The following is a 25,481-nucleotide window of genomic DNA, read 5'->3' as shown; positions in this document are numbered from 1 at the left end:
GCTCGACATCGTCACCGGCGGCACCGACACCCATCTGATGCTGGTCGACCTGCGCCCCAAGGGGGTGAAGGGCAACGCGACCGAGAAGGCCTTGGGCCGCGCCTGGATCACCTGCAACAAGAACGGCATCCCCTTCGACAGCGAGAAGCCGACGATCACCTCCGGCGTCCGCCTCGGCACCCCCGCGGGCACCACGCGCGGCTTCGGTGAGGCCGAATTCCGCCAGATCGCCCGCTGGATCATCGAGGTGGTGGATGGCCTGGCCGCGAGCGGCGAGGACGGCAACGCCGCCGTCGAAGCCCGCGTCCGCGCCGAAGTCGAAGCCCTCTGCAAACGCTTCCCGATCTACCCGGAGCTGTAAGGGAGCCAGTGACAGCGCTGCTCCGCCCTCGTTTCCTCTGGTCCAGCCTTGCGCTGGCCCTGCTGGCGGTGGGCGCATTCTGGGCCAGCGGAATCGTCGGCCTTGCCGCGCATCAACTTGCGATGCGCGGCACATCCACAGCGACGCCGACGCTCAGCCTCTCAAGCTACCATGTCGGGATCGAGGGCCAGCCCATCGCGGGCCTCGATGACAACACCTCGGGCCTCACCTTCAGCCCGGCGACCGGCACGCTCTTCACCGCCATCAACCGCCCCGCCGACGTCGCCGAACTCTCCCGCGACGGCCAGCTTCTGCGCCGCATCCCGCTTGACGGGGCCAGCGACGTGGAAGGCATCACCCATGTCGAGGGCGACCGCTTCATCCTGGTCGACGAGGGCCACCACCGCCTGTCCTGGGTCACGATCACGCCAGACACCACGGGGATCGACCTCGCGACCGCGCCTTTCCTCACGCTCGACCTCGGGGCCTTCAAGAACATGGGCTTCGAGGGCATCTCCTGGGACCAGCGCCGCAAGGAACTGGTCATCGTGCAAGAGATGTGGCCGGTCCGTGTGCTGGTGATCGGTGGGCTGGACCGGGCGGTCATGGGCCAGGGCCTTGGCGTCACCGTCCGGGAATGGCAGCCCGCCAGCTGGGCCGGGCATTTCGTCACCGACCTCTCCTCGGTCACGCTGCATGACGCCACCGGGAACATGCTCTTGCTCAGCGACATGTCCTCGATGCTGGCCGAATACGACCCCGATGGCGCTCCTCTGGGCCTGCTGACACTCTGGTCCGGCTGGCATGGGTTGACCGGCTCGGTGCCGCAAGCCGAGGGCGTGGCCATCGGCCCCGACGGCGCGGTCTTCATCGTGTCCGAGCCGAACCTCTTCTACCGCTTCGACCCTGAGGTCCCGCTTTCCCAACCTTGACGGCCAAGCCACCGGCCTGTCTCATCCAGGCATGACCGCCCCCACGACCCGCTCCCTCGAACACCGCATGGGCGACTGGGCCCGCGCACGACTGCCCTATGCCGTGGCCGAACTGGTGATGTTCGTGCTGAAACAGGGCTGGGCCTGTCTCTTCGGCGGGCTCCTCCTCGCCGCCATCATCGCGACGAAACTCGTCTGGCAGCCCGACTGGCCGGTCCAGCGCTACGACGCCCTCTTCCTCTTCGCCATCGCCACGCAAGTGATCTTCCTCTGGCGGAAACTGGAAACCTGGGAGGAAGCCCGCGTCATCCTCTTGTTCCACCTCACCGGCACGGCGATGGAGTGGTTCAAGGTCGACGCCGGGTCCTGGGCCTACCCCGAGGCCGGGGTCTTCAAGCTGATGGGGGTGCCGCTCTTCTCGGGCTTCATGTATGCCGCCGTCGGCAGCTACATGGCGCGGGTGATCCGGGTCTTCGACATGGCCTTCGCGCCCTACCCGCGCTTTTCCCTGACCGTGCTGCTGGCCACCGCGATCTACGTCAACTTCTTCGCCCACCATTTCCTGCCCGACATCCGGCTGGGGCTGTTCGTGGCCACCGTGGCGCTCTATGCCCGCACCCGCATCTGGTTTTGCGTGCATGACCGGCACTGGTGGATGCCCCTGCCGCTGGCCGCCTTCCTGTCGGCGCTGGCGCTCTGGCTGGCCGAGAACGTCGGCACCGCGACCGGGACGTGGATCTACTCCGGGCAGGTCGGCGGGCAACTGGTCAGCTTCGCCAAGATCGGGTCCTGGTATCTGCTCCTGTATGTGGCCTTCGTGACGGTGACGCTGGTCAGCCGGAGCGCGCTGTCGGCGCAGCCGCTGGACCTTGCCGGGGTCGCCGCAAAGCTTGCCAAATCGTAAACGTCCGCGGTCAAGCCACTGATTTCATTGACACGAAAAATCTGTCCACCGTGGACAGGGTCAGAAGTACCCCCGCCAGGCCAGGAAGCCGAAGAGGGCAACCAGAAGGACCAGCACCCCGAACCCGACCGACCCGACCATGCCCGCGAACAGGTCCCGCCGCCGCCCCACCGGGTCGATCGCGATCAGGTGCTTCACGCAGACATCATAGGCCTCGGTCACGTCGGCCATGTCGATCTGGCCCAGCAGTTTCGGGTTCTGCCCCTTCTGCGCCGACTGGGCCAGAAGCCGACCCGAGTCCCGCACCTTCTTCGGCAGGGTCCGCCCCGCCCGCTTCAGCTTGGCCGCAAGGTCGCGGCCTCCCAACCCCAGCCTCTCTTCCAGAAGCTGGGCCACCCGATCCGCCATCTGCTGGATCGTCACCGCACTCATCCGACACCCCATCGCCGCATCCCGCCGAACCTAGAGTTGTTCGCCCCGATGTTCAACCGCTCTGGCCTGACGGCGCGGGTAAGGCTATGGAAAACCATGCTCGCCACCATCCGCCATACCCCGCCGCAGTCGCCCGAGGCCCCGACCTTGGTCATCGCCCACGGCCTCTACGGCTCGGCCCGCAACTGGGGCGTGATCGCACGCCGCCTGGCCGACCGGCGCGAGGTGGTGGCCGTCGACATGCGCAACCACGGCGACAGCCCCCGCTTCCCGGTGCAGGGCTACCCCGAGATGGCCGCCGACCTGGCCGAGGTGATCGAGAGCCTGGGCGCGCCGGTCGACCTGATGGGGCATTCGATGGGCGGCAAGGCCGCGATGCAGCTGGCGCTGACCCGGCCCGAACTGATCCGCCGCCTGGTGGTCGCCGACATCGCCCCGGTGGCCTACAGCCACGACCAAAGCCAGCACGCCCGCGCGATGGCTTCGGTGGACCTTTCCACGATCAGGACCCGGGCCGAGGCCGATGCAGCGCTTTCGGCAGGCGTCGATGACCCGGCGCTGCGGGCCTTCTTCCTGCAATCGCTCGACCTGCGGCAACATCCCCCGCGCTGGAAGCTGAACCTGCCCGTGCTGGAGGCCGAGATGCCGAAGATCGTCGGCTGGCCCGGCACCGAAGGCCAGTTCCCGCGCCCTGCCCTGTTCCTGACCGGGGCCCAGTCGCAGTATGTCCGCCCCGAACAGCGCGAGACGATCCGCACCCTGTTCCCCAAGGCCCGTTTCGCGAAGATCCCCGGTGCAGGCCATTGGCTTCACGCCGAACAGCCGCGTGCTTTCGAAGAGACGGTCAGGGTCTTCCTGGAGGGCTGATCATTCGATCTGCTTGGCCACCGCCCAGGCCACCGGCGCCGCCAGCGCCGCGCCGCAGGCAGCCGCGATGACGATGGGCCAGAGCGTGCCATAGCCCGCCGTCAGCACCGCGATCACCCCGGTTCCCGCCATTGCGGTCGCGATCATCGAATACAGTATCATCGTCAGGCGCATGGCGCGGGCACTCCAGACCAACAGAACCGCAGTCATTATAGGCAAGAGGCACCGTTTCCGCCTTGATCCGGGTCAACCGGCCCTCGGCCCGACACCCGGTCAGGCTGCGGCCAGGACCGTGTGCAAGGCGGGAAGGTCCAGCGACACCGGGTTGCCCTTCATCGAGGATGCCTGCAAGGCGGCGGCCGCGATCTGCCTGTGCCAGTCTTCGGCGACACCCAGGGCCGCCAGGCCGGGCAGGCCCTGCGCCCAGGCCCAGGCTTGCAGGGCGACCGGGGCCTCCTCTGCGGTCGAGCCCAGCACTTCGGCCAGGACCGCGCAGACCTCGTCCAGCCGGTTGCGTGCAGCCCCCGAGGCCGCCTCGCGGTTCACGGCCAGCACCGGACCCAGCAGCGCCCCGCAGATCGCGCCATGCGCCGCGCCGGTCAGGCCGCCAATCACCCCGGCCAAGCCATGCACCGCGCCAAGCCCGGCATTGGCCAGCGTCAGCCCGCCGCAAAGGCTGACCCAGGCCATCCTGTCCCGCGCCTCCGGATCCTCGCCCTGCATCAGTTGCATCAGCGCCTTCATCCCGGTGCCGATAGCCGGACGGGCCAGCGCATCGGTGTAGGGCGTGGCCTTGATCGAGACGAAGGGCTCGATCACCTGCGTCACCGCATCGAGGCCCGAGGCCAGTGTCACCCCTTTCGGGCAATGATCGGTCAGCGCGGGGTCGACGATGGCCAGCCGCGCCACCATCCGGTCATCGCGAAGGCTGACCTTGCGGCCCAAATCCGGCAGGCCGATGACCGCGTTCTTCGTCACTTCCGCCCCAGTTCCCGCCGTGGTGGGGATCGCGATGAAGGGCAGCGGATCAGCCTTCAGCGGCAGACCCTTGCCCACCACTTCCAGATGCTGCATCGGCCCGCCCGGCGCGGGGATAAGGCCAGCGAGGGCTTTGCCGAGGTCCAGCGCTGCGCCACCGCCCAGCGACACCACCCAGCCCGGGCGATGGGCGCGCGCGGCGGTCAGGCCGGTTTCCAGGTCGGCCAGCGTCGGCTCCCCTGCGCAGGGGAGTGCCAGCGTATCCGGCCCCAGCGCCTCGACCAGCCAGGCCGCGCGCGCCGGGTTCGCGCCGTGGACGACCACCCCGCGCGGGCCGAAGGCGCGGATCAGGGCGGGGGCCTTCGCGGCCTCGCCCCGACCGAACAGGATACGACCGGGGGCGGTGATGCCGAAGGGGGTCATACCGACATGGTGGCGGCGATGGCCTTGCCCCAGCGGGCATATTTCGCGTCGCGGGTGGCCGCATCCATCGCGGGCGTGAAGCGGCGGTCCAGCGCCCAGGACCTCGCGAATTCCTCCGGCCCGCCGATCACGCCCGCCTGCATCGCGGCGAGGTAGGCGGCGCCGAGGGCAGTGGTCTCCGTCACCTTGGGCCGGTCGACCGGCGCGCCCAGGATGTCGGCGAGGAACTGCATGGTCCAGTCGCTTGCCGTCATCCCGCCATCGACCCGCAGGACGCCATCGGCCGCCGCACCCCAGTCGGCCCGCATCGCCATCAGGAGGTCGCGGGTCTGGTAGCCGACGCTTTCCAGCGCGGCGCGGGCAAATTCGGCGGGGCCGGAATTGCGGGTCAGGCCGAAGACCGCGCCCCGGCAGTCGGGCCGCCAGTAGGGCGCGCCAAGGCCGGTGAAGGCGGGGACGAGGATCACGCCCTGCGCCTCCTCGGCCTTGGCGGCGAGGGGCTGGGTCTCCTTCGCCTCGCGGATGATCTTCAGCCCGTCGCGCAGCCACTGGACCACGGCGCCGGCAATGAAGATCGAACCTTCGAGGGCGTAGGTGGGTTTCCCCTGAAGCTGGTAGGCGATGGTGGTGAGGAGGCGGTTCTTCGAGGGGACCATGTCGGCCCCGGTGTTCAGCAGGGCAAAGCAGCCGGTTCCGTAGGTGGATTTCATCATGCCCGGCAGGAAGCAGGCCTGGCCCACGGTCGCGGCCTGCTGGTCGCCCGCGACGCCGAGGATCGGGATCTCGCGGCCGAAGAGGTCGGGGCGGGTGGTGCCGAAGGGGGCGGCGCAATCCTTCACCTCGGGCAGGAGGGAAAGGGGGATGTCGAGGAGGTGGCAGATGTCTTCGTCCCAGACCCCCTTGGCGATGTTGTAGAGAAGCGTGCGGGAGGCGTTGGTGGCGTCGGTGGCGTGGGTTTTGCCGCCGGTGAGGTTCCAGATCAGCCAGCTGTCGACGGTGCCGAAGGCGAGGTCGCCGCGGTTGGCCTTCTCGCGCGCGCCTTCGACATGGTCGAGGAGCCACTTCACCTTGGTCCCGGAGAAGTAGGGGTCGAGGAGGAGGCCCGTCCTTGCGGTGATCATCGGCTCGTGGCCCGCAGCTTTCAGGGCGGCGCAGGTGTCGGCGGTGCGGCGGTCCTGCCAGACGATGGCAGGGTGGATCGGCTCGCCGGTCCTGCGGTCCCAGATCAGCGTCGTCTCACGCTGGTTGGTGATGCCGATGGCGGCGATGTCGGTGGCCTTCACCCCGGCCTTCTCTATCGCGGCGCGGGCGGTGGCGGCGACGGTCGACCAGAGATCGGCGGGGTCATGCTCGACCCAAGCAGGGTGGGGGTAGTGCTGGGCGAACTCCTCCTGGGCCTGGGCGACGGGGGTCAGGGCGGCGTCGAAGAGGATCGCGCGGGAGGAGGTGGTGCCCTGGTCGATGGCGAGGATATGGGTCATGCAAGCGGCCTGCGGTTCGGGGTGTCCACGGTGGACAGAAAAACGGGGTAAGCAATTTCAAGGGGTTGGTCGTGGACGTTCAGGGTTCCTTAACATTTGAAGTCGTGCGGAACACAGGCGCCGGGCGCAAGAATTTTCGAAAATTCTTGGCAAATTTCTTCGAAGAAATTTGGGCCCGGGCGGCACCCTTCGGCACCGCCCGGACCCGTTTCAGCTTACTTCGACCAGGACTTGATCAGCTCATCGTAGCTGATGGTTTCCGGCGTCGGATCCTCGTTCTCGAGCTTGGCGACCGGGGCACCCGGCGCGTCAAGCCATTCCTGCGGATCCTTCTCTTCGTTCATCTTCGGGCCGATGTCGCCCTGGACGCCGGACTTCTCGATCCGTTCCAGCACTTTCTCCTGCTCGGCGCAGAGCGAATCCAGCGCTTCCTGCGGGGTCTTGTCGCCCGACATGGCATCGCCGATGTTCTGCCACCAGAGCTGCGCCATCTTCGGATAGTCGGGGATGTTGGTCCCGGTCGGCGACCACTGCACGCGCGCGGGCGAGCGGTAGAACTCGATCAGGCCGCCCAACTTCGGCGCGCGGTCGGTGAAGTGCTGGCTGTCGATCGTGGACTGGCGGATGAAGGTCAGGCCGACGTCCGACTTCTTCAGGTCGACAGTCTTCGAGGTGACGAACTGGGCATAGAGCCAGGCCGCCTGGGCATGATCCACCGGGGTGGATTTCAGGAGCGTCCAGGACCCGGCGTCCTGGTAGCCGATCTTCTGGCCCTTCTGCCAATAGGCACCGTGCGGCGAGGGCGCCATGCGCCACTTGGGCGTGCCGTCCTCGTTCATCACCGGCGTTCCCGGCTCGACCGAGGCGGCGGTGAAGGCGGTGTACCAGAACATCTGCTGGGCGATGTTGCCCTGGGCGGGAACCGGACCGGCCTCGCCGAAGGTCATGCCCTGCGCTTCGGGCGGGCTGTACTTCTGCAGCCATTCGATCGCCTTGGTGACGGCATAGACCGCCGCCGCGTCGTTGGTGGCACCGCCACGCGCGACGCAGGACCCGACGGGGCGCGAGTTCTCGTCAACGCGGACGCCCCATTCGTCGACCGGCAGGCCGTTCGGTTCGCCCACGTCGCCCATCCCGGCCATCGACATCCACGCGTCGGTGTAGCGCCAGCCGAGCGACGGGTCCTTCTTGCCGTAGTCCATGTTGCCATAGACCCCGGTGGCCGGTCCGCCCATGTAGGACATGTCGCGGCCGGTGAAGAACTCGGCGATGTCCTCGTAGGCCGACCAGTTGACCGGAACGCCGAGGTCGTAGCCGTACTTGGCCTTGAAGTCGTCCTTGGTCTTCTGGTCCGAGAACCAGTCGTAGCGGAACCAGTAGAGGTTGGCGAACTGCTGGTCGGGCAGCTGGTAGAGCTTGCCGTCCGGCCCGGTGGTGAAGGAGGTGCCGATGAAGTCGGCCAGGTCGAGGCCGGGGTTCGTCACGTCCTTGCCTTCGCCTGCCATCCAGTCGGTCAGGTTGCGGGCCTGCTGATAGCGCCAGTGGGTGCCGATCAGGTCAGAGTCGTTGATGTAGGCGTCATAGATGTTCTCGCCGGTCTGCATCTGCGTCTGCAGCTTTTCGACGACATCGCCTTCACCGATCAGGTCGTGCGTGACCTTGATCCCGGTGATCGCGGTGAAGGCCGGGGCCAGCACCTTGGATTCGTATTCGTGAGTGGCGATGGTTTCCGAGACGACCTTGATCTCCATGCCCGCATAGGGCTTGGCCGCGTCGATGAACCACTGCATCTCGGCTTCCTGCCCGGCGCGATCCAGCACCGAAAGGTCGCCGATTTCCTTGTCGAGGAAGGCTTTCGCCGCCTCCATGTCGGCCCAGGCGGGGCCTTGCATGGCGAACAGCGCAAGCGCCATCGCCGTTGCGGTTGAACGAAGTCTCATGTGATTCCTCCCAGGATTTGAGACATTTCCGGTTTGTGTGCCCCGGGCGGACGACCATTCCGCCCGGGGGTCTTGCCTGCCCGCGTCAGACCCAGCGGAAGACCGCCGCGGCATAGACGAGGGAGAGGATGAGCGCGCCCCAGAGTGCGTCGGGGCCCGCGAAGAAAAGCCAGCCAAGATGGATGAAGGCCGAGCCCAGAAGGCTGATGAAGAGCCGGTCGCCACGCGTCGTCTCGATGCGCAGGATCCCGACGCGCGGGGTTTCGGGGAAGCGGATGGCCAGGAGCGTCATGATCATCAGAAGCCCGGCGATGCACCAGAAGAAGAGCGCGACCGGGAAGGTCCAGGCCATCCAGAAACCGGGGATCAGTTGCCCGGTCCATTCCCGCACGCCGTCTTCGTCCACGGGGACGACCCAGAGCAGGAGGGCGAGGATCGCGGCCATGATCACCGCGAGGGTGAGGTAGATCGGGGTCCAGCGGGTGGCGGTCATCAAACCCTCCCCAGGGCGAAGCCCTTGGCGATGTAGTTGCGGACGAAGTAGATCACCAAGGCACCCGGCACGATGGTCAGCACCCCGGCGGCGGCGAGCACGCCCCAGTCCATTCCGCTTGCGCTGACCGTGCGGGTCATCACGGCGGCGATGGGCTTGGCATCGGTGGTGGTGAGGGTGCGGGAGAGGAGAAGTTCGACCCAGCTGAACATGAAGCAGAAGAAGGCGGCGACGCCGATTCCGCTCGCGATGAGCGGCATGAAGATCTTCACGAAGAACTTCGGGAAGGAGTAGCCGTCGATATAGGCGGTCTCGTCGATTTCCTTCGGCACGCCGCGCATGAAGCCCTCCAGGATCCAGACCGCGAGGGGGACGTTGAAGAGGCAATGCGCCAGCGCCACGGCGATATGGGTGTCGATCAGGCCCATCGCGGAATAGAGCTGGAAGAACGGCAGCGCGAAGACGGCGGGCGGCGACATCCGGTTGGTCAAGAGCCAGAAGAACAGGTGCTTGTCGCCCATGAAGTTGTAGCGGCTGAAGGCATAGGCGGCGGGCAGCGCCACGGTGATCGAGATGACCGTGTTCATCACCACGTAGATCAGCGAGTTGACGTAGCCCATGTACCAGCTGGGGTCGGTCAGGATCACCGCGTAGTTGCGGAACGTGAGGTTCGCCGGGAAGAGGGTGAACGAGCTGGTGATCTCGGTGTTGGTCTTCAGGCTCATGTTCAGAAGCCAGTAGATCGGGATCAGCAGGAACAGCAGGTACACCGTCATCACGACAGCGTTGGAACGGACGCGCATCAGCGGTTCTCCTCACGGTCGAGGTTGGTCATCACGGTGTAGAAGACCCATGAGATCAAGAGGATGACGAGGAAATACATGATCGAGAAGGCGGCGGCGGGGCCGAGGTCGAACTGGCCGGTCGCCATCTTCGCCAGGTCGATGGAGAGGAAGGTGGTCGAGTTGCCGGGGCCGCCGCCGGTGACGACGAAGGGCTCGGTATAGATCATGAAGCTGTCCATGAAGCGCAGGAGGACGGCGATGAGAAGGACGCCCTTCATCTTCGGCAGTTCGATGTAGCGGAAGACGGACCAGCGGGTGGCCTGGTCGATCTTGGCGGCCTGATAATAGGCCTGGGGGATCGATTGCAGCCCGGCATAGCAAAGGAGCGCGACAAGCGAGGTCCAGTGCCAGACGTCCATCACGACGACGGTGATCCAGGCGTCGATGGGATCGTTGGTGTAGTTGTAGTCAATGCCCAGCGCGGCGAGGGTGTGGCCCAGAAGCCCGATGTCGACGCGACCGAAGATCTGCCAGATGGTGCCGACGACGTTGAACGGGATCAGCAGCGGCAGCGCCATCAGGACCAGCACGACCGAGCCCCAGAAGCCCTTCTTCGGCATGTTGAGGGCGATGAAGATGCCGAGCGGAACCTCGATCGCCAGGATGATCAGCGAGAAGATCACCTGCCGCCAGAGCGCTTCGTGCAGGCGGTCGGAATGGACCATCTCGTCGAACCAGTCGATCCCGGCCCAGAAGAATTCGTTGTTCCCGAAGGTGTCGTTGAAGGCGTAGTTCACCACCGTCATCAGCGGAATTACGGCCGAGAAGGCCACCAGCACCAGCACGGGCAGGACCAGGAACCAGGCCTTGTTGTTCTGGGTCTTGTCCATCGGTCAGCCCCCCATTGGCGCGACGCGCCAGTCGTTTGCGTAGACGTTGATCTTGCCCGGCGCGAAGGCGGCACGGGGGTCGGCGGGGACAGGCGCGCCTTCGGGGAGGATCGCGTTCAGGGGAGCACCCTGGAATTCGGCGCGGACGATGCGGTGGCGACCGACATCCTCGACCCGCTTCACCGTCACCGGCAGGCCCTGGTCGGCGATGGTCACATAATCCGGGCGGATGCCGATCTGGGTGCGGCCGTTCAGGGAGCCGTAGGCCGCACCCAGCGGCAGCGAAACGCCCCCCGTCCGCGCCTCGCTTCCGGTGATTTCCGCATCGAAGAAGTTCATCCCCGGCGAGCCGATGAAATAACCGACGAAGGTATGGGCCGGGGTCTCGAACAGCTCTTCCGGCGTGCCCATCTGGACAACGCGACCGTCGTGCATCACCACCACCTTCTGCGCGAAGGTCAGCGCTTCGGTCTGGTCGTGGGTGACGTAGATCATCGTATGGCCGAATTCGCGGTGCAAAGATTTCAGCTGGGTGCGCAGCTCCCATTTCATGTGCGGGTCGATGACGGTCAGCGGTTCGTCGAAGAGGATGGCGTTCACGTCCTCGCGCACCATGCCGCGGCCAAGGCTGATCTTCTGCTTGGCGTCGGCGGTCAGCCCGCGGGCCTTGCGGTTCAGGATGTCCTCCATCCCGATCATCTCGGCGATCTGGCCGACGCGCTTGGCGATATAGGCGGCATCCATGCCCCGGTTGCGCAGGGGGAAGGCCAGGTTGTCGCGCACGGTCATCGTGTCGTAGACGACGGGGAACTGGAACACTTGGGCGATGTTGCGTTCGGTCGTCGGGGCGTCGGTCACGTCCCGGTCGCCGAAGAGCACCCGGCCATGCGAGGGGCGGACAAGGCCCGAGATGATGTTCAGAAGCGTGGTCTTGCCGCAGCCGGAGGCGCCAAGCAGCGCATAGGCGCCGCCGTCCTGCCAGACGTGGTCCATTTCCTTCAGCGCATAGTCACCCTCACCCTTGGGGTTGGGCAGGTAGCTGTGGGCGAGTTTTGAAAGGGTGATCCGGGACATTCAGGCCGCCATCGCATAAGGAGCGGGCGCGGCAAGGCGGCCCGTGGTGTCGAACAGGTAGACGTGGGCGGGATCGACGAAGATCGAGGTCTGCGCCCCGGCCCGCAGCGGATGGACCCCGTGCACCAGTCCGACCCAGCGGTCGGGGCCGTGGGTCAGGTGGACGAAGGTTTCCGAGCCGGTGATCTCGGTCGCGCCGAGGGTGCAGCGGAATTCGACCGCGTCGCCGGAATGGCGGTTCAGCGTGATGTGGTTGGCGCGGAAGCCCGCCATGTAGCTGCCGTCGGGCAGGTCGCGCGTGGCGCTGTTGGCCGGGGCATGGGCGCTTTCGCCGAAGGTCAGGCGGCTCCCTTCCTTCTGGCAGGGCACGAAGTTCATCGGCGGGTCCGAGAAGACACGGGCGGTCGTCGCATCCTCGGGCATCCGGTAGACCTGCGGCGTCGGGCCGAACTGCGTGACGCGGCCTTCCCAGAGCGTCGCCGTGTTGCCGCCGAGGAGGAGAGCTTCCTCGGGCTCGGTTGTGGCATAGACGAAGATCGCGCCCGAGGCCTCGAAGATGCGGGGGATCTCGATGCGCAGTTCCTCGCGCAGCTTGTAGTCGAGGTTGGCGAGAGGTTCGTCGAGGAGCACCAGCCCCGCGCCCTTCACCAGCGCCCGGGCCAGCGCGCAACGTTGCTGCTGGCCGCCGGAGAGTTCCAACGGCTTGCGGGTCAGCATCGGGGTGAGGCGCAGCATCTCGGCGGTGGCGCGGACGGCCTTGTCGATCTCAGGCAGCGGCTTGCCCATCAGCCGCAGGGGCGAGGCGATGTTTTCATAGACGGTCAGGCCGGGGTAGTTGATGAACTGCTGGTAGACCATCGCCACCTTGCGGTCCTGCACCTTGACGCCGGTGACGTCGGCCCCTTCCCACAGGATGCGGCCCGTCGAGGGCTTGTCGAGCCCGGCCATCAGCCGCATCAGGCTGGTCTTGCCCGAAAGGGTCGGGCCAAGCAGCACGTTCATCGTCCCGTTTTCCAGGCGCAGGTCGGTGGGGTGGATATGCACCCTGCCCCCGACCGACCGCGACACGCCCTGCAGTTCCAGCGTCATCCCGTTCCCCCTATTCCGCCGCCGGGCTGACCGCCCGTGCGGCGCCCGCCCCGACTTCACTGGTCATGAAGCGGTCAAGCGTTTCGATCTGGTCGGCGGTCATCCGCAGCCCCAGCTTGGAGCGCCGCCAGACCACGTCTGCCGCAGTCGCCGCAAATTCGTGTGACATCAGCCAGCGGACCTCGGCCTCGGTCAGCGTGGCGCCGAAATCCTGGCCCAAGGCCTCGGCCGTCGTGGCATTGCCGACGATCTGCGCGGCCTCGGTGCCGTAGGCGCGGACCAGGCGGGCCGCCCAGTAGTCGGTCAGGAACGGATGCGCGGCTTTCAGCGCGGCGGTCAGCGCTGCGACCTGATCCTGCGGGAAGTCGCCCCCCGGCAGCGGCACGCGGGCCGTCCAGCCGGATTTCGCCTTGGGAAAAAAGGGCGCCAGCTTGGCCAGCGCGGATTCGGCAAGGCGGCGGTAGGTGGTGATCTTGCCCCCGAAGACGTTCAGCAGTGGCGGGCCATTTTCGTCCAGCTTCAGCACATAGTCTCGGGTGGCGGCGGTGGCCGACTTGGCCCCATCGTTGTAGAGCGGCCGGACGCCGGAATAGGTCCAGACCACGTCATCCCTCGTCACCGGCCTGGCGAAATACTGGCTGGCGAAGGCGAGAAGATAGTCGCGCTCCTCATCGGTGCATTTCGCGTCGGAGGGCGCAGAGGTGTGGTCCTTGTCGGTGGTGCCGATCAGGGTGAAGTCCTGCTCGTAGGGAATGGCAAAGATGATCCGGCCATCGGACCCCTGGAAGAAATAGCAGCGCCCGTGGTCGAAAAGCTTTTTCGTCACGATGTGGCTGCCCCGGACCAGGCGGACGCCCTCGGTCGGGTTGAGATGGGCGACGTTGCGGATCACGTCCATCACCCAGGGGCCGCCGGCATTGACCAGCGCGCGGGCGCGGAAGGTTTCGGTCCCGTGCGGGCCTTCGGCAGTGATGTGCCACAGGTCGCCCCGGCGTTCGGCGGCGGTGACGCGGGTCCGGGTCAGGATGTGCGCACCGCGCAGGGCGGCATCGCGGGCGTTCAGCGCAACGAGGCGGGAGTCTTCCACCCAGCAGTCGGAATATTCGAAGGCCTTGTGGAACTTCGGCTGCAGCGGCCGCCCGGCCGGGTCGTTCGTCAGGTCCAGCGTGCGGGTCGCGGGCAGGATCTTCCGGCCGCCCATCGTGTCGTACATGAAAAGCCCGAGGCGGATCAGCCAGTCGGGACGGCGGCCCCTGGCCCAGGGCATGACCCAGCCGAGGAGGCGCGAGGTGGGGGTGTCGGACTCGAACCGCATGTCGGGCGAGAGCGGCAGCACGAAGCGCATCGGCCAGGAGATGTGCGGCATGGCGACGAGGAGGGTCTCGCGTTCCTCCAGCGCCTCGCGGACGAGGCGGAACTCGAAATACTCCAGGTAGCGCAGACCGCCGTGGAAGAGCTTGGTCGAGGCCGAGGAGGTGCCCTGGGCGAGGTCGCCCTGTTCGGCGAGGGTGACTGTCAGACCGCGCCCGGTGGCATCGCGGGCGATGCCGCAGCCGTTGATCCCGCCGCCGATGATGAAGAGGTCGGATACAACCCCTGCGGTTCTGTCGTTCAAGTCCGGTCCTCCCCCGGGGCAGAAACTGCGCTGAATGTCACAACTTCGTCAACCGGAATTTTTCGTTTTTGCGCGATTTGTCAGAAAGCGAACATTTCTGGCAGTTCGGATGCGCAACCGCAGCGGTACTTGCTGCAAACGCAAAATACCGCGCGCCTGCGCAAACGAAAAAATCGCTGACAGGACGGCGAGGCCGTGGCAGAAAGCCGAAACGCGGGTAGCGAAGGAAAAGGAACGGATGTGGCGCTGAATTTCCGGCAGACCGAGATTCTGGAGCTGGCCCGGGCCGAGGGCCGGGTGGTGGTCGAGGATCTGGCGGCGCGATTCGACGTGACCTTGCAGACCATCCGGCGCGACCTGTCGGACCTTGCGGATGCCGGGCACCTCGACCGGGTGCATGGCGGGGCGGTGCTGCGGACCGGGGTCGCCAACATCGGCTACGAGGCGCGGCGGCGGATGAACGAGGGGGCGAAGGCGGCCATTGCGCGCGCCTGCGCGGCGGCGATCCCGGACAATTGCAGCCTGATCCTGAACCTTGGCACGACGACGGAAGCCGTGGCGCGCGAGCTGCTGGGGCACCGGAATATCACGGTGATCACCAACAACATGAACGTGGCGAACATCCTGGTCGCCAACCCCGGCTGCGAGATCGTGGTCGCGGGGGGTGCCCTGCGGCGGACGGACGGGGGGCTGGTGGGCGAGTTGACGACGCAGTTCTTCGAGCAGTTCAAGGTGGATTACGCGGTGATCGGGGTCTCGGCGCTGGACCGGGACGGGGACCTTCTGGACTTCGACCTGGCGGAAGTGCGGGTGTCGAAGGCGATCATCCAGCAATCGCGGCGAACCTACCTCGTCTGCGACCATTCCAAGCTGGACCGTTCGGCCCCGGCGCGGCTGGCGTCGCTGTCCGAGATCACCACGCTCTTCACCGACATGGCCCTGCCGCCCGACCTGATGCGGAAATGCGAGGCCTGGGGAACCGGGGTGCAGGTCACGGGCTGAGGCCTGGTTGCACAAATTCTGCACAAGACACACGGGCCGCCTGCACCAGGGCCGTGCAAGACCTCATCGGCAAACAGGCCGGAGGGGCAGAGCATGGCGAAGGAATGGGTGATCCGCGGGGTGCCGCCGGGATTGAGCCGGGACATGTGGTGGATGACGGCGGCGGAGGATGTGCCGCCGCCACCGCCACAGGGGCAGCGCGCCCGGGGCCTCGGGGAGACGGGAGGCCGGGCCGGGGCGCTGGTGGTGCTGGTCGCGCTGGCGGACTGGCTGTTCTTCGGGCACGCCCTCGGGCTGTCGCTGGCGCTGTTCTCGGGGGCGGTGCTGGCGGTGGTGATGCTGGCCTCGCCGGGGCGGGAGCGGCTGCGGCCCGCCCTGCTGCTTCTGGTCACAGCGCTGCCGGTGGTGGAACATGTGCAGGCGCTGTCGCTGGTCTTCCTGGGGCCGGGGCTGCTGGTGAGCCTCGTCTGGGCCTCAGCCGGACGGGAAGCCTTGGCAGGGCATGCCTTCCGGCTGGTGCAGGAACTGCCCTTGCGCGGGGTCCGGGACGGGATCGGGTTGGGTTCGCAGGTGGTGAAAAGCGAGACCCTGCGCGACCATCGGCGGCACTTGCGCGGCTGGGCCTTCCCGCTGGGTGGGGCCTTGGTGCTGTCGGCCCTGCTGATCGAGGCGAACCCGGTGCTGGGGGAACTGGCCCTGCGCCTGGCGCGGCTGGACATCGGGGTGGAGACGGTGGAGCGGCTTCTGTTCTGGACCGGCGCGACCCTGTTGATCTGGCCGCTGATCGCGCCCCTGCCCGAAGCGGGGGACTTCCGCCTGCGCCTGCCCATGCCGAAGGGGCCAAGTGCCGGGTCGGTGGCGCGGGGATTGGTGGTGTTCAACACGATCCTCGGCGTCCAGACGGTGATGGATGCGGCCTATCTCTGGGGTGGGGCTGCCCTGCCAGAGGGGATGACGGCGGCGGAATATGCCCATCGCGGGGCCTATCCGCTGCTGGTGACGGCGCTGCTGGCCGGAGCCTTCGCGCTTGCCGCCCGGCCCTTCGCGGCGGAAGACCGGCGGTTGCGGGGGCTTCTCCTCCTCTGGCTGACGCAGAACGTGGCGCTGGTGCTGTCGGCGCTCATGCGGCTGGAGCTTTACGTCGATGCCTTCGGACTGACCTATCTGCGGGTCCATGCGGCGATCTGGATGATGCTGGTTGCGGCAGGTCTGGGCCTGACTGCATGGCAGGTCTGGCAGGGCCTGCCGAACCGCTGGCTTCTGCTGCGGTCGGTCGCTCTGGCGGCGGGGACGCTTTATGCCTGCTGCTTCGTGAACTTCGCGGCGGTGATCGCCAAGGAGAACCTGTCGCGCCCGGAGCGTCTGGATGCGGTCTATGTCTGCGCGCTTGGCCCGCTGGCGGCGGCAGAGATCGCGGCGGCCGATGTCAGGCTACCGTGTTGGCCGGGCAGGCCCCGGATCGACGGCTGGCGCGATTGGGGGTTTCGGGACTGGCGCGTCAGCCGGTATCTGGCGACAATGCCGGTCGCGGAGGGCGTGCATGAAGATCCTCGTGGTGGATGACGATCCGGGGCTGCGGTCGCTGGTGGGGTTGGCGCTGGAGCGCGCCGGGTTCACGGTCGTCACCGCCGCCGACGGGCAGGTCGCGCTGATGCAGGCGGCGCGCGAGGCGCCCGACCTGATCGTGCTGGACCAGGGCCTGCCGGAACTGGACGGGCTGGAGGTCTGCCGCCGCATCCGGGCGCGGTCGGAGGTGCCGATCGTCTTCCTCACCGCGCGGGATGACGAGCTGGACCGGGTGCTGGGGCTGGAACTGGGTGCGGACGATTATGTGACCAAGCCCTTCTCCCCCCGCGAGCTGGTGGCACGGGTGAAGGCGATCCTGAAGCGGACCCGCGGACCGGCAGGCGAGGTGCTGCGGCAGGGGGTGCTTTGCCTGGACATCGGGCGGCATTCCTGTGCCGTCGCCGGGGTGGAGGTCGCGTTGACCGGGACGGAACTGGCGATCCTGCGGGTGTTGATGCTGACCCTGGGCCGGGTCACGGGGCGGGCGCAACTGGTCGATGCGGTCTGGGGCGCGGGCAGTCCGGTTTCGGACCGGACGCTCGACAGTCACCTGCGGAACCTGCGGGCGAAGCTGGCGGCGGCGGGCTGCGCGGAGGCCATCGAGACGCTGCACGGGGTCGGCCTGCGGATGGGTTCATGCGGCGGATCGTAGGGAAGTGGCGGCCCTCGCTGGGGCAGGTGGTGGGCGGAGGGCTTTTGGGGACGCTGGGGGTGTCCTTCGTCGGGCTGGTCGCGTTGCGGCTGACCGGCCCGCTGATCGGCTACCGCTGGGCGGCGCTGCTGATTGCCGGGGCAATCCTTGCGGCGACGCTGATCCTCGGCTGGCTGCTGGTCCGGCTGATCCTGCGGCCCGTCACCGCGCTGGCCGAACGCGCGGCGGACCTGCGCGCCGACCCGATGGCGCGGCCCGAACCGCTGGCGCATTACGGCACCCGCGAGTTGCGCGATCTGGGCGAGATCATGCTGGACATGGCCGGACGTCTTCAGGCGCGGGAGGCGACGATCCGCAGCTATACCGACCATGTGACGCATGAGATGAAGACGCCGCTCTCGGCGGTGCGGGCGGCGGTGGAACTGCTGGGTGAGGCGGATCTGGACGCGGGGGACCGCAAGCTGGTGGCGGCGATTGCCGAGGCCGGGGCGCAGATGGAGAGGCAGCTTGCGGCGCTGCGCAAGGCGGCGGCGGCGCGCGAGCCGGAGCATCGCGGGACCTCGCGGCTGGACGCGCTGGTCCCGCAGTTGAGAGCCGCGCACCCGGCCCTGCGGCTGGAGGTCACGGGCGGAGAGGTGGACCTGCCGCTGGCGGCGGAGGGGCTGGAGATCGTGCTGGTGCAGCTTCTGTCCAACGCGGCGGCGGCGGGGGCGCGTGTGGTGCGGCTGGAGGCGGGCGCGGGGTGGCTGGTGGTTGCCGATGACGGGCCGGGGGTCTCGCCCGGCAACCGTGCGCATGTCTTCGAGCCATTCTTCACCACCCGGCGCGACAGCGGGGGCACCGGGATGGGGCTGACCATCGCGGCGAGCCTGCTGGCGGCGCATGGAGCGTCGATCCGGCTGATCGACAGCGACGGGGGGGCGGCATTCGGGATAGGGTTCTGAGCCAGCGTCACCCGGTCCCGATCAGGAGCGCCAGCTGGTCGGTGGCGCGGCGGCTGGTGCGGTGCAGTTCGGCCAGCGGCATGGCGTCCTGGGTCACGAAGGCGATGAAGGCCTGATTGAGCTGGGCAAAGAGGATGCCGCCCAGGGCCTCGGCATCCAGCCCGCGCCGGGCGGAGCCGCAGGCTTGCAGCGCGACGACAAGGTCGCTCACCTGAGCGGTCAGCTTGGCGTCGAGCGCAAGATAGCGTTGCGAGAAAGGAGTGTCCGGCGCCTCGACCGAGAGCGCGATGGCGCGGCGCCACAGCTCCTTGGTCAGGTAGAGCAGGGAGTGGTCGTAGTAGATGCGGATCAAGCGGTCCAGTGCCTCGGCCACATCGGCAGGCGGGTCGGTCACCACGGCGCGACCGGCGTCGATCACCTCCTCCACCTCCATCGTGACGATGGCCAGAAGGATGTCGCCCTTGGTGGAGAAGTAGTTGTAGCAGGTTCCGGCTGACACGTCGGCGGCGGCGGCGATGTCCTCGATCCTGACCGCGTCATAGCCCTGGGCGCGGAACAGGGTCGAGGCGGCTTCCAGGATGCGGCGGGTCCGGTCGGCCTTCTGTCTTTCGCGCAATCCGGTCATGGCGGTCCCGTCATTCGATAAATTTGATGTTGACTTCAAAATTGAACGAACTCAATCTTTTTCTCAAGCGCCCACCAGAGGCACCCGCAACATGGAGATTCTCATGGCCCGCCTGCCCGCCACCTGCATTGCCCTTCTTCTCACCGCCACCCCCGGTCTGGCGCAGGAACTGAATGCGCTGGTCTGGTGCGACCACACCGACCCGGCGCTGATCGAGCCGTTCGAGCAGAAGTTCGGCGTCAAGGTGAACCTGAAGGAATACGAAGGCACGGCGGCGGGCCTGGCGATCCTTGACCAGTCGCAGCCGGGCGACTGGGACGTGCTGGTGATCGACGCGGTCGACGTGAAGCGCGCGGTCGAGGCGGGGCGGCTGGCCGAATTGCCCGCCGACAAGCTGGCGACGGCGGACTTCTTCCCGGAACTGGTGATGGCCGACAACAACACGGTCGATGGCAAGACCTATGCCGTGAGCGAGAAGTTCGGCTACAACACGATCAGCTACGACAAGACCAAGGTCGACCCGGCGGACATGGAGGACATGGCTGCGCTGACCGGCGGCAAGTATGACGGGCGAATCGGGATCTACGACTACTATCTGCCGGTCTTGGGGCTGGTGGCTTTGGGTCAGGGGATCAACACGGCGGACATCAGCGCCGAAACCCTGCCCAGGCTGAAGGACCCGCTGATGGCGCTGCGCAAGGCGTCGAAGCAGGTCTCCGACGTGGTCTCGGCCCAGACGGCGCTGGCGACGGGGGAGGTGGATATCGTGGTCGGCGGCGGAGAGTGGCTGACGGCGGTGCTGGCCGGGGAAAACCCGAACCTCGACTGGACGATTCCGAAGCAGGGTGGGCTTCGTTGGGCGCAGTCGATCGGGGTGGTGGCGGGGTCGACGCAACCGGACCTCGCGCTGGAGTTCGTCAACTACATCACCTCGCCCGAGGGACAGGCGCGGCTGGCGACCTCATCCTGCTACTGGGGGATGCCGGCGAACGCCAAGGCGGGCGACGCGCTGACGGCAGAGCAGAAGGCGGTGCTGCGCTGGGACCAGCAGCCCGACTTCCTGAAGCGGGCGCAGTTGTACCCGATCCCGGATGCGGCGCTGGATACGGCGATGCAGGATCTCTGGACCGAGATGCTGGCGCAGTGAGCCTCGCCGCCCGCGACCGCCGTCTGGCCTGGGGGCTGATCGCCCCGGCGCTGGTCTGGACGGCGGGGTTCTTCGTCCTGCCCTTCCTGGAGATGGTGGCACTGTCCTTCGCCCATATGGAGGGGCGCGAGGTGGTGCGGGGGTTCGACCCCGGCAACTACGCCCGCATCTTCACCGATCCGACGATGCTTGGGGCACTGATGAACAGCCTGGAGATTACCGTGGTGGTCACGGCGATCTCGGTGGTGCTGGCCTACCCTTTGGCGGCGATCATCGCCTTCCGGGTGCCCGCGCGCTGGCAGCGGCTGGCGCTGCTGATGGCGGTGCTGCCGTTCTGGACCTCCTACGTCGTGCGGTCCTATTCCTGGCTGCTGGTGCTGGGGCAGAACGGGGTGGTGAACAAGGCGCTGCTGGGGCTGGGGGTGATCGCCGAGCCCTTGCAGATTGCCTCGACCCGGACCGCCACGGTGATCGGCTTCGTGCATTTCTTCGTCATGCTCTTGACGCTGACGATCTATGCCAACCTGATCCAGCTGTCGCCGAACTATGCCCGTGCGGCGCAGGACCTTGGGGCGAACCGCTGGCAGACCTTCGCCCATGTGATCCTGCCGCTGACTCTGCCGGGCGTGGTGACGGGGGCCTTCCTGACCTTCGTCCTCTGCATCGGCGACTACATCACGCCACAGATCCTCGGCGGGAACACCGAGCTGACCCTGCCGCAGCTGATCATGCTGCAACTGGGGCGGAGCGGGAATTTCCCCCTCGCCTCGGCGCTGTCGGTGGTGCTGATGGCGGTGGTGACGCTGGCCTATTTCGCCAGTAGCCGCTGGCTGCGGCTGGATCGGGTGTGATGGCCCGCCGCGTTCAGCCCCTAGACCGCTCGCCGGAGACTTCGTCCCTCCTCGCTGCGGCCCAACCGACGAGAAGCCGAAGGCGCACGAGGAGGGTGGTTTGATGCGCGTCCTGTCCTGGGTCTATCTCGCCGCAGCCTATGCCTTCGTCTTCCTGCCCGTCGCCGTGCTGGTCGCCTTCAGCTTCCAGGACGGCCGCCTGCCGGTGCCGCCCTTCAAGGGCGTGACGCTGGACTGGTACGCCAAGGTGCTGGGCAACGACGACCTGACCGCCGCGCTGCTCAACTCGCTGATCGTCGCCGTGATCTCCTCGCTGATCGCCCTGACGCTTGGCTTCCTTGCCGCCCATGCGCTTGCCCGCATCCGTCTGCCCGGATCGGCCCTGATGCGGGGGGTGCTGATCGCGCCGATGACGGTCAGCTACCTGATCATCGCGCTTGGCCTTCTCAATCTCTACAGCCTGACCGGGGTCCGCCTGTCGCTTTTCACCGCTGGAATCGGCCATGTGGTCATCAACCTGCCGCTCTGCTTCGCCATCACCTATGCCGCGATGGGCGACCACCAGAAGAATGCCGAACGCGCCGCCCGCGACCTGGGCGCACCGGAGTGGAAGGTGCTGACCCTCGTCTCCGCCCCGATGCTGGCCGCACCGCTGGCCGCCGCCTTCTTCCTGTCCGTCACCTTCTCCTGGGATGAATTCATCATCGCCTTCCTCCTCACCCGCTTCGACGTGACCCTGCCGGTCGAGATCTGGTCGATGCTGAAATCGGGCCTGTCGCCTGCCACCAATGCCGTGGGGTCTCTGGTCTTCCTCGTCTCGGTCACTCTCGTGATCCTCCTCGAACTCACCGTCTTCCGGAAACGCCCATGACCGCAGCCGTCTCGATAAAAGGCCTGTCACAACGCTATGGCGCCGCCCTGGCGCTTACCCATATCGACCTGGAGATCGACGCAGGCGAGTTCGTGGTGCTGCTGGGGCCATCCGGTTGCGGCAAGACCACGCTTCTGAACATCATCGGGGGCTTCGCGGAACCAAGCGAGGGGACGGTGCTGATCGGGGGCCGCGACATGGCGGGCGTCGCGCCGAAGGACCGGCCGACGACCACCGTCTTCCAGGACTATGCCCTCTTCCCCCATATGAGCCTGCGCGACAACGTGGGCTTCGGGCTGCGGATGCGGGGGGTGGACCGGGCGACGCGCACGGCGAAGGCGGATGCAATGCTGGCGCTGGTGGGCCTTGAGGGCCGGGGCGACCGGCGTCCGCATGAGCTGTCGGGCGGGCAGCGGCAGCGGGTGGCCTTGGCGCGGGCGCTGGCGGTGGAGCCGGATGTGTTGCTGCTGGACGAACCCCTTGGCGCGCTGGACCTGAAGCTGCGCCGCCAGATGCAGGACGAGCTGAAGGCGATCCAGCGCCGGGTGGGGACGACCTTCATCCATGTCACCCACGACCAGGAAGAGGCGATGGCCATCGCCGACCGGATCGTGGTGATGAACGCCGGACGGATCGAACATCACGGCCCCCCGCGTGAGGTCTACCTGCAACCGAAAACACTTTTCACCGCCGGGTTCATGGGCGAGATCAACCGTATCCCGGTGGCCGGGGGCCGCGCGCCCTTCGGCCCGGTCCCGGTGGCGGACGGCACGCTGCTGATCCGGCCCGAAGCGATCAGCCCGAAAGGCTCGCTGCACATCGGGCTCTGCAAAGTCGAGGACGCCGCCTTCTTCGGCACCCATGTCCGCGCCCATGTGACGCCGCTGACCGCGCCGGACCTGGCGTTGGTGGTGCATCTGCCGCAATCTGAGGCGGTGGAGCCCGGCGGGGTGCTGGACCTTGGCGCCGAGGCTTATGTGGTGCTGGGGGAATGAGGCATACCAATGGAACCCGATCAGGAAGGCGATTGGCGAAGAAGACCCCTCAGACTGCTGTTGGTGGTCCTGCTCTGCGGTGTGGCGATCCGGCTTTCTGACGTTCATCCGCTGGATGGACTGTATTCGCTTCTGGGCATCGAGAAGATGCCGTGGCAACGATGACCAGGGCAAGACCGGAAGACTGGTGGCGGGTGCGCAGCATGGGCGACGGCGTCACCCATATCGACGAGCCGCATATCCACGACTTCTACCGCTGCAACGTCTGGCACGTCCGGGGCCGCGACACCGACCTGCTGGTCGACAGCGGGATGGGCGTCGTCTCATTGCGCGACCGGGTGCCGCTGGTGACGGAGCGCCCCCTGCAGGCGGTCGCCAGCCACACCCATTTCGACCATGTCGGGTTGCACCACGAATTCCCCTGCCGCCTCTGCCATGCTGCGGAGGCGCATCTCCTCCGCCAGCCCACGCGGGAGAACACCTTCGCCGACAAGTATGTGACCGACGACATCTTCACCACGCTGCCTCCCGAGCCCTACACCGCCGCGACCTATGCGGTAGAGGCCGCCCCGGTGCAGCGCCTTCTCTGGGACGGCGATGTGGTGGACCTCGGCGACCGCCACTTCGAGGTGATCCATACGCCGGGCCATTCCCCCGGCGGCATCGCGCTGTGGGAGGTGGCGACGGGCGTCCTCTTCTCCGGCGACATCGTCTATGACGGCGAGCTGATCGAGAGAACCAGCACGCTGGAGCAATGGCAGTACATCACCTCGATGGAGCGGCTGCTGGCCCTGCCCGTCCGCGTGGTGCATGGCGGGCATTTCCCGAGCTACTCGGGCGAGCGGCACCGGGAATTGATCACCGACTGGCTGAAAGCCAAGGGCCGCTGACGATCTAAGGGGGATTTGGTGGAGCAGAGGGGGATCGAACCCCTGACCTTATCATTGCGAACGATACGCTCTCCCAACTGAGCTACTGCCCCATCCGCGACGCCGTATTCATCTGAAATCGGCGGCAGAGTCAAGCCGCGCCGTTTGGGTTTTCACGGCTTCGGTCGCCGGGCGCGAAGCGTCAGGCCGGAAGATGCTGGCGCACGAAGGCGGTGATGTCCGCAGCCGGGCGGGCTCCGGCGAGGCGGGCCAGTTCGCGGCCGTTGCGGTAGAGGATCAGCGCCGGGATGCCGCGGATGCCCGCGCGGGAGGAAACCTGCGGATGGTCCTCGGTGTTCAGTTTCATCAGCCGCGCCTGACCGGCCAGCGCCTTGGCCGCCTTGGCGAATTCCGGGGCCATCATCCGGCAGGGGCCACACCAGGGCGCCCAGTAGTCGACCAGCAGCGGCAACCCGTCACCGCGCGTCACCTTGTCATGCGTCGCGGCGTCCAGCTCGGCCACCTTGCCATCGACCAGCACCTCGCCGCAGGCCCCGCATTTCGGGCTGTCGGCCAGCCGGGCGACGGGCACCCGGTTCGCCTGGCCGCAGGTGGCGCAGGTCAGCTTCACGGCGTCAGTGACGGGCATGTCTCACCTCACAGCTTGCAAGGCTTGAAGATGTGCAGCGGCCCGCCCGCCCGCAAGGGGGTCAGAGGAAATCCTCTTCCTCGCCCGCCACGTCCACGCCCAGGGCTTCCAGCCCGGCTTCCAGGTTCTCGGCCAGATGCGGCATGCCCATCAGGTAGTCCGCCGTGGGCGTCGTCGCCTCGGCCACCGCCGTCGCCACCGCCTCGTCGAAATCCTCGGGCTCGAAGGCGCCGCGACCGACCCAGGCCACCGCCGTCAGCTGCGCCTTGTCGTCATCGTTCAGTGCGTCGATGAAGGCGTGCAGCTCGGCGTCCCCCGCCCCCGTCTCGCGGGCCAGATAGATCACATGCACCACCTTCTGCGGGCTGATCTCGAACATGGCGGTCTCCTTCGTTTCAGGCATGGTCGCGCAACGCGCCCCGGGGTGCAAGCATCAGCCGAGGGTCCAGGTCGTCACACCATGCGCGAAGGCCCCGGCCAGCGTGGCGAGCACCACGGATTTGCGGGCGAACCAGACCGCCAGCACCGCCAGCGTCCCGATCACCACCGGCAAAAGGCGGGCAAGGTCGGGCACCAGCGAGGGCAGGATCGCCGCGACGAAAAGCGTACCAATCGCCGCCGGGCCGGTCGAGGCGAGGAAGCGGCCAAGCCAGCCGGAGGCCGCCACCCGCTCCATCCGCGCGAGGATCGGCAGGGCGCGGAAGGCCCAGTTCGCGGCCCCGGCCATCAGGGCGACGGTAAAAAGCTCCCAGCTCATCTGCGCAGGACCCCCGCCACCGCCCCGGCCAGCATTCCCAGCAGGATGCCGCTGGTCGCGCTGATCGTCAGGGTCGCGATCACCGTCACCGCCCCGGCGACCACGATCACCGGTAATTGCCGCCGGTTGAGGATGGACAGGAGCAGCGCGAGGAAGAGCGCGGGCAGCATGAAGCCGAGCCCCGCGTTCACCGCGGGCCAGCCCTCCAGCGCGCCACCCCCGGCATAGGCGCCGACCACGGTGCCGGAAACCCAGCTGGCATAGGCGCCAAGGCCGAGGCCGAACATGT

Annotated in this window: 28 protein-coding genes, 1 tRNA gene and 2 pseudogenes; 14 read left to right on the top strand and 17 right to left on the bottom strand. The window is 67.3% G+C overall.

Translation table 11 applies throughout. The features are described from left to right. The 3 genes and pseudogenes from glyA to ACE3P6_RS18400 form a co-directional block, all read left to right on the top strand. Positions 1-361, top strand: a pseudogene (gene glyA / locus ACE3P6_RS18410) (serine hydroxymethyltransferase); the annotation flags it as partial. A gap of 8 nt (positions 362-369) precedes the next feature. Next, a complete protein-coding gene (locus ACE3P6_RS18405) occupies positions 370-1,293 on the top strand; it encodes an SdiA-regulated domain-containing protein (protein ID WP_374397895.1) in 924 nt (307 codons plus the stop codon). Between the two features lie 31 nt (positions 1,294-1,324). Further along, entirely contained in the window at positions 1,325-2,197 is an 873-nt protein-coding gene (locus tag ACE3P6_RS18400) for a DUF817 domain-containing protein (RefSeq protein WP_374397894.1), read from the top strand. Positions 2,198-2,257: 60 nt separating this feature from the next. Here ACE3P6_RS18400 and ACE3P6_RS18395 read toward each other — a convergent pair whose 3' ends face one another. Then, positions 2,258-2,629 carry a hypothetical protein gene (locus ACE3P6_RS18395; RefSeq protein ID WP_374397893.1) on the bottom strand — a complete coding sequence of 124 codons (372 nt, stop codon included), beginning with the start codon at positions 2,627-2,629 and terminating at the stop codon, positions 2,258-2,260. Positions 2,630-2,725: 96 nt separating this feature from the next. Here ACE3P6_RS18395 and ACE3P6_RS18390 point away from each other — a divergent pair, with 96 nt between their 5' ends. After that, on the top strand, positions 2,726-3,496 hold the full coding sequence (locus ACE3P6_RS18390; RefSeq protein ID WP_374397897.1) for an alpha/beta fold hydrolase: 771 nt from the start codon (positions 2,726-2,728) through the stop codon (positions 3,494-3,496). Here ACE3P6_RS18390 and ACE3P6_RS18385 read toward each other — a convergent pair whose 3' ends face one another. From ACE3P6_RS18385 to glpD, 10 genes are all read right to left on the bottom strand, one after another. Continuing rightward, on the bottom strand, positions 3,497-3,670 hold the full coding sequence (locus ACE3P6_RS18385) for a hypothetical protein (protein WP_374397892.1): 174 nt from the start codon (positions 3,668-3,670) through the stop codon (positions 3,497-3,499). A gap of 99 nt (positions 3,671-3,769) precedes the next feature. Continuing rightward, positions 3,770-4,897 (bottom strand): iron-containing alcohol dehydrogenase, encoded by a 1,128-nt coding sequence (locus tag ACE3P6_RS18380; protein WP_374397891.1) that lies wholly within the window; start codon positions 4,895-4,897, stop codon positions 3,770-3,772. After that, complete coding sequence (gene glpK / locus ACE3P6_RS18375) at positions 4,894-6,378, bottom strand: glycerol kinase GlpK (RefSeq protein ID WP_374397890.1); 1,485 nt, start codon at positions 6,376-6,378, stop codon at positions 4,894-4,896. The genes ACE3P6_RS18380 and glpK overlap by 4 nt, the downstream gene beginning before the upstream one ends. A 215-nt stretch (positions 6,379-6,593) precedes the next feature. Further along, positions 6,594-8,318: a carbohydrate ABC transporter substrate-binding protein gene (locus tag ACE3P6_RS18370; protein WP_374397889.1), complete on the bottom strand. Its 1,725-nt coding sequence runs from the start codon at positions 8,316-8,318 to the stop codon at positions 6,594-6,596. Positions 8,319-8,403: 85 nt separating this feature from the next. Beyond that, positions 8,404-8,670 (bottom strand): DUF2160 domain-containing protein, encoded by a 267-nt coding sequence (locus ACE3P6_RS18365; RefSeq protein ID WP_374397896.1) that lies wholly within the window; start codon positions 8,668-8,670, stop codon positions 8,404-8,406. A 140-nt stretch (positions 8,671-8,810) separates the two neighbouring features. Then, the gene (locus ACE3P6_RS18360) at positions 8,811-9,614 is read right to left on the bottom strand and encodes a carbohydrate ABC transporter permease (RefSeq protein WP_374397888.1); all 804 of its coding nucleotides are present in this window, start codon (positions 9,612-9,614) and stop codon (positions 8,811-8,813) included. Further along, entirely contained in the window at positions 9,614-10,486 is an 873-nt protein-coding gene (locus tag ACE3P6_RS18355; protein ID WP_374397887.1) for a carbohydrate ABC transporter permease, read from the bottom strand. The genes ACE3P6_RS18360 and ACE3P6_RS18355 overlap by 1 nt, the downstream gene beginning before the upstream one ends. Before the next feature lie 3 nt (positions 10,487-10,489). Beyond that, complete coding sequence (locus ACE3P6_RS18350; RefSeq protein WP_374397886.1) at positions 10,490-11,560, bottom strand: ABC transporter ATP-binding protein; 1,071 nt, start codon at positions 11,558-11,560, stop codon at positions 10,490-10,492. After that, positions 11,561-12,649 carry an ABC transporter ATP-binding protein gene (locus ACE3P6_RS18345; RefSeq protein ID WP_374397885.1) on the bottom strand — a complete coding sequence of 363 codons (1,089 nt, stop codon included), beginning with the start codon at positions 12,647-12,649 and terminating at the stop codon, positions 11,561-11,563. It lies immediately after the preceding gene. Between the two features lie 10 nt (positions 12,650-12,659). After that, on the bottom strand, positions 12,660-14,264 hold the full coding sequence (gene glpD / locus ACE3P6_RS18340) for a glycerol-3-phosphate dehydrogenase (RefSeq protein ID WP_374397884.1): 1,605 nt from the start codon (positions 14,262-14,264) through the stop codon (positions 12,660-12,662). A gap of 240 nt (positions 14,265-14,504) precedes the next feature. On the opposite strand from glpD, the gene ACE3P6_RS18335 reads away from it, so the two are divergent. The 4 genes from ACE3P6_RS18335 to ACE3P6_RS18320 all read left to right on the top strand — a co-directional run bounded on the left by ACE3P6_RS18335 (position 14,505) and on the right by ACE3P6_RS18320 (position 18,428). After that, the gene (locus ACE3P6_RS18335) at positions 14,505-15,266 is read left to right on the top strand and encodes a DeoR/GlpR family DNA-binding transcription regulator (protein WP_374397883.1); all 762 of its coding nucleotides are present in this window, start codon (positions 14,505-14,507) and stop codon (positions 15,264-15,266) included. Between the two features lie 93 nt (positions 15,267-15,359). Beyond that, positions 15,360-16,829, top strand: coding sequence for a DUF4153 domain-containing protein (locus ACE3P6_RS18330; protein ID WP_374397882.1), 1,470 nt, complete (start codon positions 15,360-15,362; stop codon positions 16,827-16,829). Further along, complete coding sequence (locus ACE3P6_RS18325) at positions 16,807-17,484, top strand: response regulator transcription factor (protein WP_374397881.1); 678 nt, start codon at positions 16,807-16,809, stop codon at positions 17,482-17,484. The genes ACE3P6_RS18330 and ACE3P6_RS18325 overlap by 23 nt, the downstream gene beginning before the upstream one ends. Next, positions 17,469-18,428 (top strand): sensor histidine kinase, encoded by a 960-nt coding sequence (locus ACE3P6_RS18320; protein WP_374397880.1) that lies wholly within the window; start codon positions 17,469-17,471, stop codon positions 18,426-18,428. Before ACE3P6_RS18325 ends, ACE3P6_RS18320 begins: the two co-directional genes overlap by 16 nt. A 7-nt stretch (positions 18,429-18,435) precedes the next feature. Here ACE3P6_RS18320 and ACE3P6_RS18315 read toward each other — a convergent pair whose 3' ends face one another. Further along, positions 18,436-19,053, bottom strand: coding sequence for a TetR/AcrR family transcriptional regulator (locus tag ACE3P6_RS18315; RefSeq protein WP_374397879.1), 618 nt, complete (start codon positions 19,051-19,053; stop codon positions 18,436-18,438). A 103-nt stretch (positions 19,054-19,156) separates the two neighbouring features. Between ACE3P6_RS18315 and ACE3P6_RS18310 the strand changes: the two genes are divergently transcribed. The 6 genes from ACE3P6_RS18310 to ACE3P6_RS18285 all read left to right on the top strand — a co-directional run bounded on the left by ACE3P6_RS18310 (position 19,157) and on the right by ACE3P6_RS18285 (position 23,807). Further along, positions 19,157-20,200: a spermidine/putrescine ABC transporter substrate-binding protein gene (locus ACE3P6_RS18310; protein WP_374397878.1), complete on the top strand. Its 1,044-nt coding sequence runs from the start codon at positions 19,157-19,159 to the stop codon at positions 20,198-20,200. Further along, on the top strand, positions 20,197-21,051 hold the full coding sequence (locus tag ACE3P6_RS18305) for an ABC transporter permease (RefSeq protein WP_374397877.1): 855 nt from the start codon (positions 20,197-20,199) through the stop codon (positions 21,049-21,051). The genes ACE3P6_RS18310 and ACE3P6_RS18305 overlap by 4 nt, the downstream gene beginning before the upstream one ends. Before the next feature lie 103 nt (positions 21,052-21,154). Further along, entirely contained in the window at positions 21,155-21,922 is a 768-nt protein-coding gene (locus ACE3P6_RS18300; protein ID WP_374397876.1) for an ABC transporter permease, read from the top strand. After that, positions 21,919-22,917, top strand: coding sequence for an ABC transporter ATP-binding protein (locus tag ACE3P6_RS18295; protein WP_374397875.1), 999 nt, complete (start codon positions 21,919-21,921; stop codon positions 22,915-22,917). The genes ACE3P6_RS18300 and ACE3P6_RS18295 overlap by 4 nt, the downstream gene beginning before the upstream one ends. Positions 22,918-22,926: 9 nt before the next feature. Beyond that, positions 22,927-23,082 (top strand): hypothetical protein, encoded by a 156-nt coding sequence (locus ACE3P6_RS18290; protein ID WP_374397874.1) that lies wholly within the window; start codon positions 22,927-22,929, stop codon positions 23,080-23,082. Beyond that, positions 23,079-23,807: an MBL fold metallo-hydrolase gene (locus ACE3P6_RS18285; protein ID WP_374397873.1), complete on the top strand. Its 729-nt coding sequence runs from the start codon at positions 23,079-23,081 to the stop codon at positions 23,805-23,807. Before ACE3P6_RS18290 ends, ACE3P6_RS18285 begins: the two co-directional genes overlap by 4 nt. Before the next feature lie 16 nt (positions 23,808-23,823). On the opposite strand, the gene ACE3P6_RS18280 is transcribed toward ACE3P6_RS18285, so the two are convergent. From ACE3P6_RS18280 to ACE3P6_RS18260, 5 genes and pseudogenes are all read right to left on the bottom strand, one after another. Next, a tRNA-Ala gene (locus ACE3P6_RS18280) sits at positions 23,824-23,899 on the bottom strand. An 89-nt stretch (positions 23,900-23,988) separates the two neighbouring features. Beyond that, positions 23,989-24,435, bottom strand: a complete 447-nt coding sequence (gene trxC, locus ACE3P6_RS18275) for a thioredoxin TrxC (RefSeq protein WP_374397872.1) — start codon at positions 24,433-24,435, stop codon at positions 23,989-23,991. Between the two features lie 61 nt (positions 24,436-24,496). Further along, positions 24,497-24,814, bottom strand: a complete 318-nt coding sequence (locus tag ACE3P6_RS18270) for a DUF3775 domain-containing protein (protein ID WP_374373791.1) — start codon at positions 24,812-24,814, stop codon at positions 24,497-24,499. A 54-nt stretch (positions 24,815-24,868) separates the two neighbouring features. After that, positions 24,869-25,192, bottom strand: a complete 324-nt coding sequence (locus ACE3P6_RS18265) for an AzlD domain-containing protein (RefSeq protein WP_374397871.1) — start codon at positions 25,190-25,192, stop codon at positions 24,869-24,871. After that, positions 25,189-25,481, bottom strand: a pseudogene (locus ACE3P6_RS18260) (branched-chain amino acid ABC transporter permease); the annotation flags it as partial. The gene ACE3P6_RS18265 and the pseudogene ACE3P6_RS18260, both read right to left, overlap by 4 nt.

Origin of the sequence: Tabrizicola sp. (assembly GCF_041911175.1) — a bacterium.
In the GTDB taxonomy this organism is placed as follows: domain Bacteria; phylum Pseudomonadota; class Alphaproteobacteria; order Rhodobacterales; family Rhodobacteraceae; genus Tabrizicola.
The sequence above is the reverse complement of the archived record's forward strand: the minus strand, read 5'-3'. Positions and strand labels throughout refer to the sequence as shown.

What these genes read in the sequence shown, in the direction of transcription:
- ACE3P6_RS18400 (WP_374397894.1), top strand. Translation starts at nt 1,325, where the DNA reads ATGACCGCCCCCACGACCCGCTCCCTCGAACACCGCATGGGCGACTGG.
- ACE3P6_RS18395 (WP_374397893.1), bottom strand. Translation starts at nt 2,629, where the DNA reads ATGAGTGCGGTGACGATCCAGCAGATGGCGGATCGGGTGGCCCAGCTT.
- ACE3P6_RS18390 (WP_374397897.1), top strand. Translation starts at nt 2,726, where the DNA reads ATGCTCGCCACCATCCGCCATACCCCGCCGCAGTCGCCCGAGGCCCCG.
- ACE3P6_RS18385 (WP_374397892.1), bottom strand. Translation starts at nt 3,670, where the DNA reads ATGCGCCTGACGATGATACTGTATTCGATGATCGCGACCGCAATGGCG.
- ACE3P6_RS18380 (WP_374397891.1), bottom strand. Translation starts at nt 4,897, where the DNA reads ATGACCCCCTTCGGCATCACCGCCCCCGGTCGTATCCTGTTCGGTCGG.
- glpK (WP_374397890.1), bottom strand. Translation starts at nt 6,378, where the DNA reads ATGACCCATATCCTCGCCATCGACCAGGGCACCACCTCCTCCCGCGCG.
- ACE3P6_RS18370 (WP_374397889.1), bottom strand. Translation starts at nt 8,318, where the DNA reads ATGAGACTTCGTTCAACCGCAACGGCGATGGCGCTTGCGCTGTTCGCC.
- ACE3P6_RS18365 (WP_374397896.1), bottom strand. Translation starts at nt 8,670, where the DNA reads ATGGCCTGGACCTTCCCGGTCGCGCTCTTCTTCTGGTGCATCGCCGGG.
- ACE3P6_RS18360 (WP_374397888.1), bottom strand. Translation starts at nt 9,614, where the DNA reads ATGCGCGTCCGTTCCAACGCTGTCGTGATGACGGTGTACCTGCTGTTC.
- ACE3P6_RS18355 (WP_374397887.1), bottom strand. Translation starts at nt 10,486, where the DNA reads ATGGACAAGACCCAGAACAACAAGGCCTGGTTCCTGGTCCTGCCCGTG.
- ACE3P6_RS18350 (WP_374397886.1), bottom strand. Translation starts at nt 11,560, where the DNA reads ATGTCCCGGATCACCCTTTCAAAACTCGCCCACAGCTACCTGCCCAAC.
- ACE3P6_RS18345 (WP_374397885.1), bottom strand. Translation starts at nt 12,649, where the DNA reads ATGACGCTGGAACTGCAGGGCGTGTCGCGGTCGGTCGGGGGCAGGGTG.
- ACE3P6_RS18330 (WP_374397882.1), top strand. Translation starts at nt 15,360, where the DNA reads ATGGCGAAGGAATGGGTGATCCGCGGGGTGCCGCCGGGATTGAGCCGG.
- ACE3P6_RS18325 (WP_374397881.1), top strand. Translation starts at nt 16,807, where the DNA reads ATGAAGATCCTCGTGGTGGATGACGATCCGGGGCTGCGGTCGCTGGTG.
- ACE3P6_RS18320 (WP_374397880.1), top strand. Translation starts at nt 17,469, where the DNA reads ATGCGGCGGATCGTAGGGAAGTGGCGGCCCTCGCTGGGGCAGGTGGTG.
- ACE3P6_RS18315 (WP_374397879.1), bottom strand. Translation starts at nt 19,053, where the DNA reads ATGACCGGATTGCGCGAAAGACAGAAGGCCGACCGGACCCGCCGCATC.
- ACE3P6_RS18310 (WP_374397878.1), top strand. Translation starts at nt 19,157, where the DNA reads ATGGCCCGCCTGCCCGCCACCTGCATTGCCCTTCTTCTCACCGCCACC.
- ACE3P6_RS18300 (WP_374397876.1), top strand. Translation starts at nt 21,155, where the DNA reads ATGCGCGTCCTGTCCTGGGTCTATCTCGCCGCAGCCTATGCCTTCGTC.
- ACE3P6_RS18295 (WP_374397875.1), top strand. Translation starts at nt 21,919, where the DNA reads ATGACCGCAGCCGTCTCGATAAAAGGCCTGTCACAACGCTATGGCGCC.
- ACE3P6_RS18290 (WP_374397874.1), top strand. Translation starts at nt 22,927, where the DNA reads ATGGAACCCGATCAGGAAGGCGATTGGCGAAGAAGACCCCTCAGACTG.
- ACE3P6_RS18285 (WP_374397873.1), top strand. Translation starts at nt 23,079, where the DNA reads ATGACCAGGGCAAGACCGGAAGACTGGTGGCGGGTGCGCAGCATGGGC.
- trxC (WP_374397872.1), bottom strand. Translation starts at nt 24,435, where the DNA reads ATGCCCGTCACTGACGCCGTGAAGCTGACCTGCGCCACCTGCGGCCAG.
- ACE3P6_RS18270 (WP_374373791.1), bottom strand. Translation starts at nt 24,814, where the DNA reads ATGTTCGAGATCAGCCCGCAGAAGGTGGTGCATGTGATCTATCTGGCC.
- ACE3P6_RS18265 (WP_374397871.1), bottom strand. Translation starts at nt 25,192, where the DNA reads ATGAGCTGGGAGCTTTTTACCGTCGCCCTGATGGCCGGGGCCGCGAAC.